The organism is Levilactobacillus lanxiensis (assembly GCF_016861655.1).
GTDB classification, from domain to species: domain Bacteria; phylum Bacillota; class Bacilli; order Lactobacillales; family Lactobacillaceae; genus Levilactobacillus; species Levilactobacillus lanxiensis.
Window position 1 is genome coordinate 135,206 of record NZ_BOLN01000001.1, and the last position, 17,007, is coordinate 152,212.

Sequence of the window (17,007 nt, forward strand, 5' to 3'; positions counted from 1 at the left end):
GCTTACACTGGTTCAGCCCACCATAATTGACCTTCTCCGTGACTCCTGATTATCTTTTCGTTTCTTGTTTTCCGGCTGACCATTTCTCTGCATATTTATGCAGTTGGTCCTGCCTATCTAAATCCAAAAGCAGCTCCACCACCAGAATAGCTGATGGCGAAGCTGCTCGTTTGCTACTTAATTTTTAGGTTTAATCAATCTTCCGCTTAGGATTCAACAGGTTCATTGGATCGAACAGCGTTTTGATTTGGTGTTGTAATTGGTCCACTGTTTCGCCTAATTCTGGGTTGTTCCATTGATTCTTCATCATGCCCACGGCGTGTTCCCCGGAGATAGTGCCACCGAGTTCCAGCGTTTTCCAGAAGGTCTTCCGTAAGGCTTCGATGATGACTTCTGGGACCTCATTCTCGTCTTCGGACCACGTGTAAGTTGGGTGCACGTTGCCGTCACCAGCATGGCCGGCCGTGTAAATCTTAATGCCCAGTTCCTTACCCAGATCCTGCAGGAAGTCCATCATTGGTGCTAACTTAGACAGCGGCATCGCCATGTCTTCCATCAAATGGTTATTTCCGGAGAAAACGGCTGGCAACATGTCCTGCCGCAACTTTTCCAAGGCCTTTTGTTCGTCGGGGTCCGTGGTGACCTGGACGTTTTGAGCATCATGCTTAGCCAATAGGTCGTTCAAAACGCCCACGCTTTCGTCACTGCTCCCGTCCAACCGGAAAATCAGCATGGACCCACTGTTGTCCGCGTAGTGTGTCCCTTCAAACCGGTCCAACGCCTTGACCGTGTTACCGTCCAGCGCTTCCAACATGGTTGGGTAAACGCCTGACATGCGGACCGCCGTGACGCCAGCTGCCAACGCACTCATATCCTTGAAGAAGGCCACACCCATGACGGACTTGCCTAGCGGAATCGGCATCAATTTCACCGTAATTTCAAAGATAATCCCTAACGTCCCCTCGGAACCCACGAAGAGTTGCGTCAGGTCATAGCCAAACGCCTGCTTCAGCGTCCGGCCACCAAGCTTGACCACGCGGCCATCAGCCAACACGGCCTTCAAGCCCAAGACGTTGTCCTTGGTCGCACCGAAACGGACGGTACTCATCCCACCAGCGTTGGTCGACACGTTCCCACCAACGGATGAAAATGGCTTGGAACCAGGATCTGGCGCGTAGAATAACCCTTGTTTGCGGGCAGCTTGGTCCAAGTCCCCGTTGACGACCCCGGGTTGAACAACGGCCACGGAATCTTCTTTACTAATTTCCAAAATTTGATTCATTTTCCGCATCGAAATAATAATGGCGCCATCGATACCATCGGACCCAATCACGGTACTGCTAAAGGTGGTTTGGGGAACGACGGCAATATGAAATTTCCGCGCTGTCCGCAAAACACCTTGAATATCCTCGACACTGGCAGCCTCAACGAATGCCCGTGCCAAGCCGGTCTCACCGCCAGAAGCGTTGGGATTGAATGACTGTTTCTTTAACGTCTTTTCATCCGTGTAGATCGTCCCATCCTTGACTTGGTCTTGGAGGTAGGTCGAAATTTCTTCATCAGAATAAGCACTAAAAACTGTCACACTGAAGACCTTCTTTACTAGAATTAGTTTCGCGTGCCGGCTAGCCCCAACCGTCAATAACACTGAAAAAATGGCCACAAGGGCCACCAGCACGGGTTCATTATCAGTGATCATTCTAACACGTAATTAATAAAAGTACAGGTTTAACGACTTGAATTGCCTAACAATCGGCAAATAACTCATCTACTGCCAAAAAAGGATGCCAAACCCCAGCCAAATGGCTGCGGTCGACATCCTTTTTCATGGAAAAATAATTCTCTACTTTTGTTGAAGCAAACTGGCCAGTTACGCTGACAAATATTCCCGAAAAATACTATTGGGAAATGCCAGTCACCCCGCTCGTCTAATCAGCAGCGGTGCGGTACCGGAGGCGGCTAGATGGCGCAGACCTGTGTCGGTAGCGTTAGTTAGCGTTTTTTGTCGACTTACGCTACGGGTCGGTTGGAAGACGTGGCACTTTCACGGCTTTCAACCGCCTCTGAAGACCGCTTCTCAGGCTTCAGAGGTCACCCCCACAGGCGGAGCTATCTAGACCGCCGCAGGTGCCGCACCGCGGTTCGCCCATTTAGGCGAGCTGGGTGAATTGCTTGTTTTCGAGGCGGTACTGGTGGTCGCATTGCGCCGCCACGTCTGGCTCATGCGTCACAATGATCACGCATTTCTGCCGGTCGTGCGCAATCTTTTGAAACTGCGCGATGACCTCTTTGGTGTTGTCCTCATCGAGGTTCCCGGTCGGTTCGTCGGCCACCACCAACTGGGCGTCGCAAGCCATCGTCCGGGCAATCGCCACGCGTTGTTGTTGGCCCCCAGACAGGTGTTGGACGTTACGGGTCGCCAGGTCCTCGTTGATCCCTAGGTCATTTAGCGTCCGTAAGGCAAAATGTTTATCACCCGCATGTTCCGCCTCCGTAATCGCCATGGCCGTTAACAAATTGTTCAACGGGGACATGTAGGTAAACAGGTTGTAGGCTTGAAACACGATGGACACATCATGCCGCCGATACGTCGTTAGGCCAATCTTTTTCAGTAATCGGTCATCCAGCAAAATATCGCCTGCTTTCGGCTTATCCAGGCCGGCAATCAATGACAGAAACGTTGTCTTCCCGGTCCCGGAATGGCCTAGAATCGCGTACGACTGGCCGACCTCAAACGTCAGATTAATATCTTGAAACAACGGTTCACTTTTATCCTGGTACCAATACCCCAGGCCTTCTGTTTTCAACATGCGCGTTCCTCCTTAGGAAATTAAGACTTTCTTCGGCTCCAGTCGCAGGATGCCACCGGAGGCAATCATGATCGACAGGAACGTGATGGCTAAACCAAAGCCACCGAGTTCCGCCAGGTCTACCGCACTCACACTAATATCCAGGTCGGTATCGGCCGCCTTGGCGCTCGTGGTCGCGTTAGTTGAACCAGGACCCCCGGCACCGCCACGGGTACCACCGGGTTGACCGCTGCCCCCGGGTTGTCCGGTTGAACTGGTCGCGGTCGTCTGTGTGGTCGTGCTTTGCGAGACGAGTTGTGAGCCCAGTTGGTCGCCGACAAATTTACCACCGGCCCCTGCAATCGCCACGGCGACGACAATGACCATCAGCATCTCAGTAAAGAACTGTGCCATAATTTTCCAGCGTGCTTCCCCTAGGGAAAGTAGAACGCCGATTTCAAAGCGCCGTTCGCGAATCATCAAGATGACGATCAACGCCAAGATAATCGTGCCGGCAATGGCGACCAGCCAGACAATTTTATTGGCAAAACTCTTCACGTTCGCCATTGAGGCCTTCACCGTTTGGTAACTGGCATCGTCCGTGCTCAGCGCATACTTGCTGGTGTTGATCAGCTGTTTGCCGGCCTTCTTCACGCTGCTGACCTTGGCAGGGTTACTAATATTGAAGGTCACGGAATCCGCGGTATTCGCATACTTGCTGCCCTTAAAGGTGTTGGCCAGCGTGTACGACGTGTACATCGTATTAGCCGGGTCGGCACTCATGGGGCTAGCACTGGTGCTGGTCGAACTAGCCTTATAAATCCCGACAATCTTCAGCTTGACCTTAGCCTTGTCACCCGCGGTCTCTTTGACGGTAATCGTGTCGCCAACGGTCAGGTCATTCTGGCTCGCCAGGTCCTTTTCGATGACCACGTTGTTGGTGTTCTTGTCGGCTGCGGTGATGCCGCGACCTTTGGTGATCTTACTTTGACTGTTGCTAAAGGCCGTTGTCAGACTCGTGGCCGTGACCCCGTCAATCTGCGTGTCACCGGTGCTGGCACTGGATTTCATGCCCCCGGGACCGCCGCCGTTACTGCTGCCCATCCCCGTGCTGGTCGAAACCACGTCGTAGGATTTGGCGTTGACGGTCGTACTGCTGGTCACGTTGGTGCTCTTGACGTTGCTGAGCTGAGAAATCTTGGTCGCATCGCTCAGCTTCACCGGTGTCAGCGTCATCTTCGGCCGACTGCTCTTGCTGGTGGAACTGCTACTGCTCTGCATCTTCTTAAACGCCGCCTGCCGGTTCGCAGACAACGTCACGGTCGCACCAACATCGGCTTTCGCTTGGTCGGTTGCCTTAACCGCGGCGCTTCGAATCAGCAAGCCCGCTAACACAAACATCAAGATGGCGGACGAGACCAGAATCAGTAAGACTGACCGGCCCTTCTTCGCCCACACATTTAACCAGGCCCGTTTGAAAAAGTTCATTAGGGTCGCCTCCATTTCTTATCATGCTTTCGAGTATGCCAAAGTCGGCTTTGTGGAAACTTAAATTCCGGCATTACCGGCCTGCATTTTGGAAAACCCGGAGACACAAAAACGGCGGAACCCCTTAAGGTACCGCCGTTTCGTTAAGCTTTCTGTCATGATACGTGTGTTAATAAAGCGTTAAGGCTCGAGCTCGTCCGGTGGCAAGACATCCGGATAGAGCGCCGAGTATTCTTGATACCACTGGAACGTGGTGGTGGCCAGGACTTTCAGGACCGCAAAGCCTGGCACCCCGAAGATGACGCCCAGTAGGCCAAACATTTTGCCCCCGGCCAACAGGACGAAGACAATCGTAATCGGGTGCATCGCGAGGCTGTTACCCATGATCAGTGGCGACAGGACCTGCGTTTCCAGGACCCATTCGATCAGGTAAACGATGACCACGCCCAATAGCATGGACGGACTGGTCACGACCCCGATAATCAGGGCGGGCACCAGCGCGATGGCCGACCCGAAATATGGAATCAGGTTCAGTGGCCCGGCCAGTAACCCAATCAGTAGGGCATAACGCAACCCAATAACGGAATAACCGGTCGTGAAAATAATCATCACGCACAGCGCAACCGTCAGTTGGCCACGCACGTAAGAACTCACCTTGGCGTTCATCTGATCGAGCATCGTGATGAATCGGCTCCGGTAAGCGGTCGGCACGACCTGACTGATGTAATGAGGAAAGCGTGACCCATCCTTCAACATGAAGAACAAGACCAGTGGCGCCGTGATAATCGTGATGACCCAGTCGCTCACGGTCGTCACCACGTTGCCCAGCGAACTCAGTGTCCCGGTCAACAGGTTCAGCCCCCGTTTAGAAAAGTAGGTCGACACACGCTCGTTGATGTCCGCCAAATTGCTGTTGGACACCCAGTGATGCTCCTGGTTCAGGTGATTGATGTTGTGGAGCATGTCGTTAGCAAATTGGGGTAACGCGCCAATGATGCCGCTGGTCTGCTTGGTCAGAAACGGAATCAGGTTGAGGAAAATCAGCACAATGATGCCCGCAGTCAGGAGCATGGCCACGGCAATCGCCAGGCCAGTACGCATGTGAAGCCGCCGTTCCATGAAGTGGACGAACGGATCCAGCACGTAAAACAGAATGCCCGCGACCACGATGGCTGGCATGGTAATCCCAATAAACTTCCAAACCGGCGTGAGAATCCAAGCGTTTTGCATGAGTTCATTGAGCACCAAGAGTAATAAAAAGATATTTAATAGCAGAATTGTAATGTGATTATTTAAAAATCGTTGGTAGAACCAGGAGAATCCCGATTCTGGTTGACGCAAATTTTTCAATGCGACCCCTCCCGTAAATGTGCATAGCTCTAGTTTAAGTCTCACGAACCCGGGTGACTAGCTCTTTTTACCGGAAAGCAAAAATAATTTTCCTGAGTCCAGGCGCTTGCCGCCTCCAGTAGTCGAACGCCTAGCCTATGGGGCAACCCTCCGGAGCCAAAGGGCGGTCTCCGAAGGCGCACTGAAGCCCCGCAAAGCCCACGTGTCTTCCGCACGACCCGGGCTGTAAGGCCGCAAGTCCGGCGACCAAACAGCCCTATCACAGGCTAGGCATTCAACTACTTCCGGCTATCGCTCACGATGCAGGAAAATTATTTATCTCCGCTTTCCAAAAAAGCGCGGCTCACCAGCTTTTCTTCAGCCTATATCCCAATGTATCCCCATATCAAAAGGTGTTTGTCACTAATCCATACTAGTGACAAACACCTCTTCAGTATCATATAAACAGGGAAAACTAATTAACTATTAGTCACAGTCCAATCGCCCAACAGGCAACTCTAACTAAGTTGCTAGTTACGCCAGTATCAGCTGCGAGGGCGGCGATAATGGGTTCAGCCGTGGAATTTTCTGAGGGTTCACCTCAGAAAATGGTGACTTTGAGACTCGCTCTATGAGGCTCAAAGCAAATCTGGAGACCACTCTATGGCTCCAGGCGTCCTCCCCACCGCGTTCCGGCTCATTTTCACTGCCCGGTAAGGCATAAACAAAGCACAACCAGTGACCTTAGTTATCCGCGTTTTGGGCGACTTTGACGGTGGCGTCGGCGGTAGTGCCAGTGACGGCGTACACCTGCTTGCCATCCTGCCAAGTCACCTCATTGGCCTCGTCGTCATCGGTCTGACTGTAGACGGTCACGGCGCCCGTGTCTGCGCTGGTTGGCAAGCTGGATTTGGTGATCTGTTGGTTGACCTGCTTGGCAAATTGCGTTGGCGTCCCACTCTCATCAGCATTGCTGGTGACGGCCGTGACCGACCAATCGCCTTTGTTCCAGTGAACGTAGGTATGGCCCATGGTGCCTTGAACCACCGCCGTCGTCTGCTTGTTCAGTTTAACGGTCGTCCCCGTTGTGTTGCCACCCACGTAGTCGATCTGTTTCGCAGCCGTATTGGTGCTCCCGTACGTCGTTTTCTTATAGGTCGCAGACTGGTTATCGCTGGCAGAATAGTCGACCTGATAGTTCTGTTTCGTTCCGCTGGCGCTATTGGCCGTCAGTTTGGTGCCATCAGCCGTCGCCGTGGTTGGTGCCGTCGTTTGACTCACAGAACTAACGTCATTGGCGGCATGAATTTGCAAGGCCGTGCCCGACCCCAATGCTAACAGCGCGAGGGTTGCCGTGACGGTCGTGATGATTTTCGTCTTTCGTTGCATATATATTCAACTTCTTTCATTTAATTTTTGGTGACGTAAGCCGTTTGGGCCGTCACATATTTGCCATTACTTAAGACCAGGTACCGCGACCCCGTCGAGCGCTTCTTGATACCAGTGACCTTCAGCGTGGTTCCTTTCTTAACGGCAGTCGATCGGTTAGCCTTCTTAAAGGAAGATTTGGTGTATTCATAAACTTTCTTCTTGGTCTTCACGCTCGTGCTCGACCCCAGTGATTCATAGTAAGCGTGATCCGAATATTCTGTGCTAGCGGACAAGTATCCCAGTTTTGTCTTGATACGGTACGACTTCCCACTCGGCGCCTTGACGACTTGACCGGCCACCGTGTCACCAGCGACGTAATAGCCGCCAGTTTTGGTTTTTAAACTCGAATCAGCATAAATATTCAGTTTGTGGTTCAGCTTAAACGAGCCGTGTTGACCGACCCAGTAGCCCGTGGCATCCTGCGACAAGACCCATTTACCCAGTGAATCAATGTAGAGTTCCTGCTTAGATTTGTCAGTCGTCACGCTCTTCACCTTAGAAATCGCATAGAATTTCTGCCGGTCCGAGGCCGCAATGGCGGTGCCGTCAGCATACTTGGTCGCCCCATTATGTAAGTAGATGTGTTGACCCTTCTTATAACTACTGTAAGCATAATTCGTGGTCGTGGCGGTATTGGCCAGCGACGTCGCAATCCCATTGGTCCACCATGAAATTGGGTGCACGGTCGTCACAGCCTTACTGTTGTCGGTGTATTCACCCAACGCGGATAAATAATTATGATCCGTGTACTGCCACAACGCGTAGGAAATTGTCGGCGTCGTGGAGTAGTTCGCAATCCATTGGGCGTCAAAATTTTGGCGGGCAGTGTTGGCATAACTTGTGGCAAATGATTGGTAAGAATAGAAAACGAGTTTTTTATTGGTCAACGCACTCATTTCCTCATACCAGGCCTTAACGGCGGCGTTCGTGGTTCCGGACGTCACGTCATTTTCTTCAAAGTCTAAAACATAAAATTTCGCGTTTTTATTCGACCGGTTATAAAAATCCTTGGCCTCCTGCTTAGCACTCGCCGCGCTAGTGAACCGGGCATAGTCGTACTCACCAAACGGAATCCCGTACTTCACGTAAAGCGCGGTGTTATTGGTGGCATACAGGTCTGTGTACGAGGACCCATACTGCCGCCGGTTGATGACAAAGGAGACCTGACTCTTCAAATTGGCAACTTGACTCGATGTTAATTTTCCTTGCCATTCAGAAATATCCGGAATGGCTAAGGTGCTCGCTTGGGCAACGGTCTGGCCACCGGCTACTGCGATACCGGCCAGGGCACTCGCCGCAACGATGGCTTGCGTCAGCCGCTTGGCCCATTGATGTTTGCTCGACATATTGTTGACACTTCCCTATCTAAAAAATGATTTTCTGTTCGCACAATGTGAGTCCCTTTTGGCGTTGCGCCACCTCCTCGTTTCACAGTCCTTTTCCACCATAACCGATTAAAGTGTGCATTCCGTAACAGGGCGATTGCAGTTCAGTTACCAGATTTTACGATTATATTTATTACAGGAAGGCCGCTAAATCAACGATAGTCGTGATAATCCGGACAGATAACGGTTCGTTCCTTGCCCCGATAAAATGCAGAATTCTCCCATTTTGTGTAACGTTGTTCAACTGCCAGGCGGGCGGACCACGAGATAAAAACAATTTTGTTGATTAAAGCAAGTATTGTTCCGTTATTAATGAAATTATATTTGTTAACTGTCCTTTATAAATTTTATATAGCCTAATATACGAATATTTATAATTTATTCTTGTTGATTGTTCAGATGAAATCACGTATGATGGGGTTACTTCAAAAAAACTATTAGGAGGCCCCTTATGCGCCGTGCTTTGTTAAGTGTTTCTGATAAAACTGGATTAGTTGAATTTGCGCAAACGCTGATTGCTCATGACTTTGAAATTGTCTCAACTGGTGGCACCCAGTCCGTCCTGGCCCAGGCCGGGATTCCCGTTCTACCTATTGAAGACGTCACCCATTTTCCAGAAATGTTGGACGGCCGCGTTAAGACCCTGAATCCATTGGTATTCGGCGGCATTCTGGCCAAACGGGATAACTCCGAACACCAACAAACATTGCGTGAGCATGACATCACGCCCATCGACTTGGTCTGTGTGAACCTTTACCCCTTTGCCGCAACCATTGCCCAACCTGGTGTCGCCCTGGCCGCAGCCGTTGAACAAATTGACATTGGTGGACCTTCTTTGATTCGGGCCGCCGCAAAGAACTACGCGGATGTGCTGGTTGTTTGTGACCCTGCCGATTACGATCAGGTTGGCCACGCCCTTGCCGAAGAACACGTTGACCTTCGCTTGCGTAAACACTTGGCAGCCAAGGTATTCCACCACACTGCGCACTATGACGCCCTAATTGCCAATTACTTAACGGATGAAGCCAAGCCTGATACCTTAACCCTGACCTACGAACGCAAACAAGCCCTGCGTTACGGGGAAAATCCACAACAAACAGCGACCTTCTACCAAAACTGTGAACCGATTCCTTTCTCCATCGCAGCCGCCGTTCAGTTACACGGTAAGCCGCTGTCCTTCAACAACATCAAGGACGCCGACGCTGCGTTGGGCTTGATTCGCGAATTCGATGACCCGACCGTTGTCGCCTTAAAACACATGAATCCTTGTGGCATTGGCTCTGCCGTTGATCTCTCAACGGCCTGGGATAAGTGCTATGAAGCTGATTCAATGTCTATTTTTGGGGGCATCATTGTCTTAAACCGGCCCGTAGATTTAGCAACTGCGACCAAGATGCACAAACTCTTCTTGGAAATCATCATTGCCCCAGCTTTTGACGACGATGCCTACGACGTGCTGGCTAAGAAGAAAAATCTGCGCTTATTAACGGTTGATTTCAGCACAGCCAAGGATCCAGAAGAAGATGAACTGGTCAGTGTCCGTGGTGGACTCCTTCGTCAAGAACGCGACAACGTCTACGACGACCCAGCTAAATTCCAAGTTGTCAGCCACGCGCAACCAACCGCTGATCAATTGGCTGCCATTACCTTTGGTCTCAAGGCCATCAAGTTCGTCAAGAGTAACGCCATCCTGATCAACACGGCTGATCAAACCTTAGGCGTTGGTCCCGGCCAAATGAACCGAATCGATGCGGTAAAGATTGCGGTCGGTAAAGCCGAAGTGAAACCGAACTACGACCAAGCCGTCTTGGTATCCGACGCCTTCTTCCCCATGGAAGACTGCGTCGAATACGCCGCCCAACACGGTATCACGGTCATTGCCGAACCCGGTGGGAGTATCCGTGATCAAGATTCCATTGCCATGGCAGATAAACTCGGTATCGCCCTAGTCTTCACGGGCAACCGTCACTTCCGCCACTAAATTGACGCCACAAGAAAAGGCCGTCGCGACCCAATTAAAGGTTACGCGACGGCCTTTTGTGACCAGAACATTTGAATTTTAATTAAATGTATCAACTTCACACTAAAGGGTTAAGGTAGTCAGTAACTCAAAAAAGCAGAAATACCAAGGGACTCCGCAATAATTTCCGGTCACCACCATATCAGCCGTGAGGGTGAGAAAAATAGGCTCAGCCGTGGGATTTTTTGAGTGAATTTCTCAAAAAATGGCGACTTTAAGACGCGCCTTTCAGCGGCTTAAAGCGAGCCTTTCAGTGGCTTAAAGCGAGCCTAAAGACCGTTCTCCAGGCTTTAGGCGTCCTGCCCACCGCGTTCCAGCCTATTTTTCTCGCCCGGTAAGGCGAATGAAACCACCAATAATTATTGGGCAGACATCCCACCGTCGACAACGAACTCTGAGCCCGTTGCGTAGCTAGCGTCATCTGAAGCCACGAACAGCACTAACTTAGAGACTTCTTCTGGCTTAGCGATTCGACGTAACGGAATAGCCTTAGCAAATTGCTTAACGGCTTCTTCCGTTCCGGGTTGCGATATCATTGGCGTTTCAATGACTCCTGGATGAACAGAGTTGACCCGGACGCCAGATGGGGCCAGTTCCAGGGCGGCCGCCTTGGTCATCCCCCGGACAGCAAATTTCGTGTCCGTATAACCCACGGCACCACCGACTAACCCGTTCAGCGACGAAATATTCACAATGGAACCGGAATGCTGCGCCACCATTTCCTTGGCGACAGCCTTCAGGCCCAAGAAGGTGCCCAATTGGTTGATCTGGAAAATCTTCAGGTAGTCATCTTCGCTGATATCTTGCAGGCGCTTCGCAAACGTAATGCCGGCGTTATTGACTAAGATATCAATGCGGCCAAACTTCGCTTTGGTCTGGGCAACCACGTTATCCCAGTCGGCAGCACTCGCCACGTTGTGCTTGATGAAGAGGGTATTCTCGCCGAGTGACTTAGCCAGTTCTTCACCTTCAGCTTCTTTAATATCAGTGATGACGACCTTGGCCCCTTCACGAACAAATAGCTTCGCGTGTGCGGCGCCCATTCCTTGAGCAGCACCCGTAATGATTGCAACCTTGCCATCTAATTTACCCATCTTGGAAAACCTCCATTTTGTGATTTTATGTACAAATATAATTATACCGGATTTACTTATCAACCGCTAATCAAATGCAACACGCAAAGTTAATCACCCTTAAAAATCGCCCAATTCTAAGTCCCTGACACCCCAAAACACTGTGCTTAGCTTATCATTGGGACACGTAGGGGATTACATGCTTAGATTTTTTCGGGGGAGACGATTTAAAATGACATTGAAGCAACTGCCACGACTGGCTATAGTGGTCCCATGTTATAACGAAGAACCCGTTTTACCAACCACGGCACCCATTCTCGCAGATATTTTGACCCAATTGATTCATGACCGTTTGGTAACCGCGGACAGCCGCATTTTATTTGTCGATGACGGCAGTCGTGACCGGACCTGGCAACTGATTGACCAGTTGCGCACCCAAAACTCCCATTTCACCGGACTGAAACTCAGTCGCAACTACGGTCAGGAGGCTGCCCTCATGGCCGGCATGGAAACCGCCGCCCGGCAAGCCGACTACGTCATTACCATTGACGCCGACCTCCAGGATGACCCCACGCTCATCCCCGCCATGGTGACGCAAGCCCACGCTGGCTACGATGTCATCTACGGGGTCCGTAACGACCGGTCCACAGATTCCTGGTTCAAACGGACGACTGCCAACGGCTTTTACTGGGTCATGGGTAAACTCGGCGTCAATCTGATTCCCAATCATTCTGACTTCCGCCTACTGACTCATCCCGTCCTGGTTGCCCTCATGCGTTGCCACGAGACCCGGCCGTTCATTCGCGGCATCATTCCCCAGTTAGGATTTCCAGCCACTAAGCTCTACTACAAGCGGCAACCCCGCCAGGCGGGGGTCTCCAAGTACCCACTGCGAAAAATGTTGCGTTTCGCCTTAGACGGCATTCTTTCCTTCTCCGTCGCCCCGATTCGAGCATTACTGGTCGCCGGCCTAACCATCTGTGGCGGTGCCCTCCTCATGATTCTTTGGATCCTCATCCAGCATTTCCGAGGAACCGTGGTTACCGGTTGGAGCTCCATTATGGCTTCACTTTGGTTCTTAGGTGGCTTTCAATTGGTCGCCATCAGCATCATTGGCGAATACGTTGGCCGCACCTTCACGGAAGTCAAGCACCGGCCGCGGTTCATTATTCAAACGGACACCTATACCCCGAGTTTCACAGCGGCTTACCGGGAACCGAGCAATTCTGCGGCCGTTACGTTACACTTAAGTCAACTCAGAACTAAATCAGGAGAACGCTCATGAAAATCCGTCATTATCTCACCGTAACCCTGGGCGGCCTAATCAGCTGCCTGCTCTTAGTAACTTTTCTATTGGCCCTCTGGCCCGTCACGATTCGGGTGGACCACGATTGGCTCAAACCACTGGCTTTGTTGATGGCTAGTGCCCTGTACTTAGGCGGTGTTGGCCTGCTCTTTCGCTACCTACACCGGATCAAGCCCCGAACGGGCAAGTGGCTGAGTGGGGGCCTCTGGCTGGCCTTCTTAGTGATTCAGCTATGGGTCGCAACCACCTGGGTAGCGGCCCCCCGTGCCGACCTGTACTTTGTCCATCAGCAGGCCCTAAACCTCTTGAACGGTCATTTGGACTGGTCATCCTACTTCTACGTGTACCCAAATAACGTGACCTTTACGCTCCTACTCAGTGGCATCATGCGGGTGGGCCACCTTCTAACCGGCAGTTATTCTGGCGTCTGGCTAAACATGGTCCAATTTGCCTGGCTGGATGTCGGTCTCCTAGCCATCTGGCAGCAGTTGCGGCGCCACAATCCAGCGCGCGCTAATCTATTTCTGGTTCTCATCATGACCACGGTACCGCTCTACGCCTACGCGCTAAACACTTACAGCGATACCTATGTCCTTCCGCTAGGTCTCCTAGCCCTTGTAGCCTTTCGTCATCTACAACGGGCGCAGAGCTGGGAACAAATTACCTGGCGGAGCATTCTGTTAAGCTGCTTACTGGTTGCGGCCTACCTATTAAAAGCCAACTTTATTGTGCTAGTGATTGCGGTCCTCGTGGCTATCTGGCTACGTCCCAACCAATCCCCGCACCAAAGCTTTACCCGTTGTTTGTTGACGCTAGTCCTCCTAGCCACGCTGGTTGTCGGTGGTGGTCTCACGACCAAATGGCAAAAGGCCAACGGCTATACCGTTGACGCCAATCAATCACTGCCAGCAACGAGTTGGGTAGCGATGAGTTGGAATCCCCATTCCTATGGCCAATACAAACGGGCGGACGTCAACGCCATTCGCCAACAACCAACCAAGGCGGCCAAGCAAAAATTGGCTAGCCAAACGCTCACGACGCGGCTCCACGACCTGGGCTGGCAAGGAATTCTCCAACACCTCTTCCGCAAAGCCCGCCTGTTTCTTTCCAGCGGGACCTTCGACAGTTTTCAAATCAATCCCGCCTTTGACCGCGCACCTAACTGGTATCGCCAGCACCGCGCCACCAGTGATTGGTTCCTCGCCAACTGGTGTCAGATCAGCTATCTAGCACTGATCTTGGTCAATTTAGGCTGGGGCGTCCAACAGATTCGTCGGTACCATCTGACCTCAGCTTATTTATTGGGCGGTCTCTTCTTCATGGGCTTGATCTGTTTTCACGTCATCTTCTGGGAAACGGAAGAACGTTACGCCCTGCCAGTTCTCTTCCTATTGATTGCAGGCACGGCCGCGGGTTATCGCCAACCCCTCAATATTTTGCGCTATTCACAGCGTTCACGTTGGCTGCCCTTGGGGATGGCCCTAGCCTTCACCACGTTACTGGGCTTCGCTGCTTGGCAAAATACCAACCTGATGGTCCGCTCTAACAGCGACCCAGTCAGCGTTATCAGTCAAAACGAGGGACAATACTTTCAAAATCATCAGCTAACGCTCAAATCAAATCGTTCCCTGACCCAGCCCTTCACGGCGTCTCTCCCCTTTGACCAGATTACGGTCAACAATGGTGAACGACTGACTGGACGGCTGACCTTAAAGAACGCCCTAGGTAAGACGGTCTGGCAGTCTCATGGCCGCCAACTCCGGCTCAACCAAGCGCTGCCTTTACAGCCCGCCGGCCGCTACCGCCTGACCGTCACCAATCGCAGTCCTAAGGACATCACGCTGACCACGGCCCCAGCCACGTACCGACTCCTACTGGAACCCCTCAGCGCCCATCCCGACCAGTACTTGCGATTTGCCGTGACCCAGCAAAGTGTGGCCCCCGTGCTCTCTAACGGAAAATTCTGGCTGCTCTTTGGCGCCATGTGGTTAAGTGGTCTCCTAGTTATCGACCGTTTCTACTGGTATCGTCGGCGAATTTAACTTTTTTGTTAAAATCACTTGCCTTAAGGCCACTCGAAGGTACTAGAATAATCTTCATAGGGTCGCAGACTGACCCCGAATTCTAGTCCCTCATCGGTAAAAAAGGAGTCGAAACAACAATTGACAACAGAAATTAATCAACAAACCTTAACGGGAGAACGGGCCCTTTTTCAAGGACACGACCTCCACATTACAAATAGCACCTTCGTTGATGGCGAATCGCCATTAAAGCACAGCCAAAACGTGGCCATTGACCACACTATTTTCAAGTGGAAGTACCCCCTGTGGTACACAAATCACGCCCAACTTGATCACACCACCTGGCAGCCGGATGCCCACGCTGGTATTTGGTACACAGACGACCTGACCATGCATCACAGTCTCGTTCGGGCCACCAAGACATTCCGTCATGCCAGCAACATCAAGCTAGATGACGTGACCTTCGCCGACGCCGGAGAAACCCTTTGGTGGTGCCAAGATGTTCAGCTCGACAACGTCACGGCGACCGGTGATTACTTTGGCATGAACAGCGAGAACGTCGTTGCCCATAACCTCAAGATCACTGGAAACTATGCCTTTGATGGCAGTAAAAATGTTGAAGTCCACAACTCCACGTTTATCACGCATGATGCCTTCTGGAACTGTGATAACGTGACCGTGTACGACTCCACCATCATCGGCGAATACCTGGCCTGGAACACCAAGAACATTACCTTCGTCAACTGTTGGCTCGAAAGCGATCAAGGCCTCTGTTACGTGGACCACCTGACGCTGAAGAACTGTTCCTTGATCAACACCGACCTCTCATTTGAGTACTGCACGGACATCGACGCCACTATCAACACGGCCATCGATAGCGTGAAGAACCCCATTAATGGTAAAATTACAGCACCGGCCATTGGCCAAGTCATCTTTGATGATCCCGCCATTGACCCGCAGAAAACGACCATTATCACGACCAAGGAGGCCTTGAATCAATGAGTTATGACTTTTCAGAAATGATTGACCGACGGCACACCAACTCCGTCAAGTGGGATGTTAAGGACAACGAGCTCCCTATGTGGGTAGCCGATATGGACTTTCGGACGGCACCAGCGATTGTCGATGCCATCAAGAACAAGGCGGACGCCGGCATCTTCGGTTACGAAGAAGTCCCCGAAGCTTATTTTGAAGCCGTTCAACACTGGTACGCCACGGAACACAACTGGGCACCCAACACTGATTGGATGCGCTTCGTGACTGGTGTCGTTCCCGCCATCTCCTCTGCCGTTCGGCGCGTGAGTCACCTAGGCGACAACGTGTTGGTTCAGGCGCCCGTTTACAACATCTTCTATAATTCCATCGTCAACAATGGTCGGCACATTTTAGCCAACGACTTGCATTTTCACGACGGCAACTATGAGGTAGATTGGGCTGACCTTGAAGCCAAGCTGGCCGACCCACTGACCACGCTGATGATTCTCTGTAACCCTCACAATCCCGTGGGTAAGGTTTGGCAACCAGACGAGTTACGGCGCTTAGCCGATCTCGCCTTGGCCAATCACGTCACGGTCTTCTCCGACGAAATTCACGGCGACATTACGGATGCCGGTCACGGCTATTACCCGTTTGCCTCCGTTAGTGATGCCGCTGCCAACAACAGCATCACCGCCGTTTCCCCCAGCAAGACCTTTAACGTGGCTGCCCTGCATGCCGCAACACTGATCATCCCGAACAAATTCTTACGCGATAGTGTTGACCGTGGCATTAACAGCGAAGAGCTGGCCGAACCCAACGCCTTTGCCATTCCTGGGACCATTGCGGCCTACACGCAAGGTGCCGAATGGGTCCACGAGTTAAACGCAACGATTACTGCGAACAAGCAAACCCTCACGGCCTTCATTGAAAAGAACTTGCCGGACCTGCACGTCATCAAGGGCCATGCTACTTACCTGGTCTGGATTGACTGCCGCGATGTGACCCATGATACCCAAGCGTTATGCGATGTCATTCGCCAAACGACCGGACTGTTCATTACCGCCGGTGCCGTTTACGGTGGCGATGGTCACGACTTTGTGCGAATCAACGTAGCTTGCCCCGCCGAACGCCTGCAAGATGGCTTGAACCGCTTAGCCCAAGGCATTCACACCTTTGAACAAAAATAA

At 51.7% G+C, this 17,007-nt stretch carries 12 protein-coding genes; 5 read left to right on the forward strand and 7 right to left on the reverse strand.

All coding sequences use genetic code 11. The features are described from left to right. Window positions 1-190 precede the first annotated feature (190 nt). From JUF22_RS00580 to JUF22_RS00605, 6 genes are all read right to left on the reverse strand, one after another. Window positions 191-1,585 carry an FAD-binding oxidoreductase gene (locus JUF22_RS00580; RefSeq protein ID WP_203642808.1) on the reverse strand — a complete coding sequence of 465 codons (1,395 nt, stop codon included), beginning with the start codon at window positions 1,583-1,585 and terminating at the stop codon, window positions 191-193. A gap of 565 nt (window positions 1,586-2,150) precedes the next feature. Next, a complete protein-coding gene (locus JUF22_RS00585) occupies window positions 2,151-2,810 on the reverse strand; it encodes an ATP-binding cassette domain-containing protein (protein ID WP_203642373.1) in 660 nt (219 codons plus the stop codon). A 12-nt stretch (window positions 2,811-2,822) separates the two neighbouring features. Next, on the reverse strand, window positions 2,823-4,277 hold the full coding sequence (locus JUF22_RS00590) for an ABC transporter permease (protein ID WP_203642376.1): 1,455 nt from the start codon (window positions 4,275-4,277) through the stop codon (window positions 2,823-2,825). 180 nt (window positions 4,278-4,457) lie between these two features. Next, on the reverse strand, window positions 4,458-5,627 hold the full coding sequence (locus JUF22_RS00595) for an AI-2E family transporter (RefSeq protein WP_203642378.1): 1,170 nt from the start codon (window positions 5,625-5,627) through the stop codon (window positions 4,458-4,460). 723 nt (window positions 5,628-6,350) lie between these two features. Continuing rightward, on the reverse strand, window positions 6,351-6,995 hold the full coding sequence (locus tag JUF22_RS00600) for a hypothetical protein (protein ID WP_203642380.1): 645 nt from the start codon (window positions 6,993-6,995) through the stop codon (window positions 6,351-6,353). 20 nt (window positions 6,996-7,015) lie between these two features. After that, window positions 7,016-8,383: a GH25 family lysozyme gene (locus tag JUF22_RS00605; protein WP_203642383.1), complete on the reverse strand. Its 1,368-nt coding sequence runs from the start codon at window positions 8,381-8,383 to the stop codon at window positions 7,016-7,018. 490 nt (window positions 8,384-8,873) lie between these two features. On the opposite strand from JUF22_RS00605, the gene purH reads away from it, so the two are divergent. After that, window positions 8,874-10,403, forward strand: a complete 1,530-nt coding sequence (gene purH, locus JUF22_RS00610) for a bifunctional phosphoribosylaminoimidazolecarboxamide formyltransferase/IMP cyclohydrolase (RefSeq protein WP_203642385.1) — start codon at window positions 8,874-8,876, stop codon at window positions 10,401-10,403. Between the two features lie 398 nt (window positions 10,404-10,801). On the opposite strand, the gene JUF22_RS00615 is transcribed toward purH, so the two are convergent. Beyond that, window positions 10,802-11,536, reverse strand: coding sequence for an SDR family NAD(P)-dependent oxidoreductase (locus tag JUF22_RS00615; RefSeq protein ID WP_203642387.1), 735 nt, complete (start codon window positions 11,534-11,536; stop codon window positions 10,802-10,804). Between the two features lie 211 nt (window positions 11,537-11,747). Here JUF22_RS00615 and JUF22_RS00620 point away from each other — a divergent pair, with 211 nt between their 5' ends. The 4 genes from JUF22_RS00620 to JUF22_RS00635 all read left to right on the forward strand — a co-directional run bounded on the left by JUF22_RS00620 (window position 11,748) and on the right by JUF22_RS00635 (window position 17,007). Beyond that, window positions 11,748-12,800 carry a glycosyltransferase family 2 protein gene (locus tag JUF22_RS00620; protein ID WP_203642389.1) on the forward strand — a complete coding sequence of 351 codons (1,053 nt, stop codon included), beginning with the start codon at window positions 11,748-11,750 and terminating at the stop codon, window positions 12,798-12,800. Next, window positions 12,797-14,863 (forward strand): glycosyltransferase-like membrane protein, encoded by a 2,067-nt coding sequence (locus JUF22_RS00625; RefSeq protein WP_203642391.1) that lies wholly within the window; start codon window positions 12,797-12,799, stop codon window positions 14,861-14,863. Before JUF22_RS00620 ends, JUF22_RS00625 begins: the two co-directional genes overlap by 4 nt. A 120-nt stretch (window positions 14,864-14,983) precedes the next feature. Beyond that, window positions 14,984-15,844: a DUF3737 family protein gene (locus JUF22_RS00630; protein WP_203642393.1), complete on the forward strand. Its 861-nt coding sequence runs from the start codon at window positions 14,984-14,986 to the stop codon at window positions 15,842-15,844. Next, window positions 15,841-17,007 carry a MalY/PatB family protein gene (locus tag JUF22_RS00635; RefSeq protein ID WP_203642395.1) on the forward strand — a complete coding sequence of 389 codons (1,167 nt, stop codon included), beginning with the start codon at window positions 15,841-15,843 and terminating at the stop codon, window positions 17,005-17,007. The genes JUF22_RS00630 and JUF22_RS00635 overlap by 4 nt, the downstream gene beginning before the upstream one ends.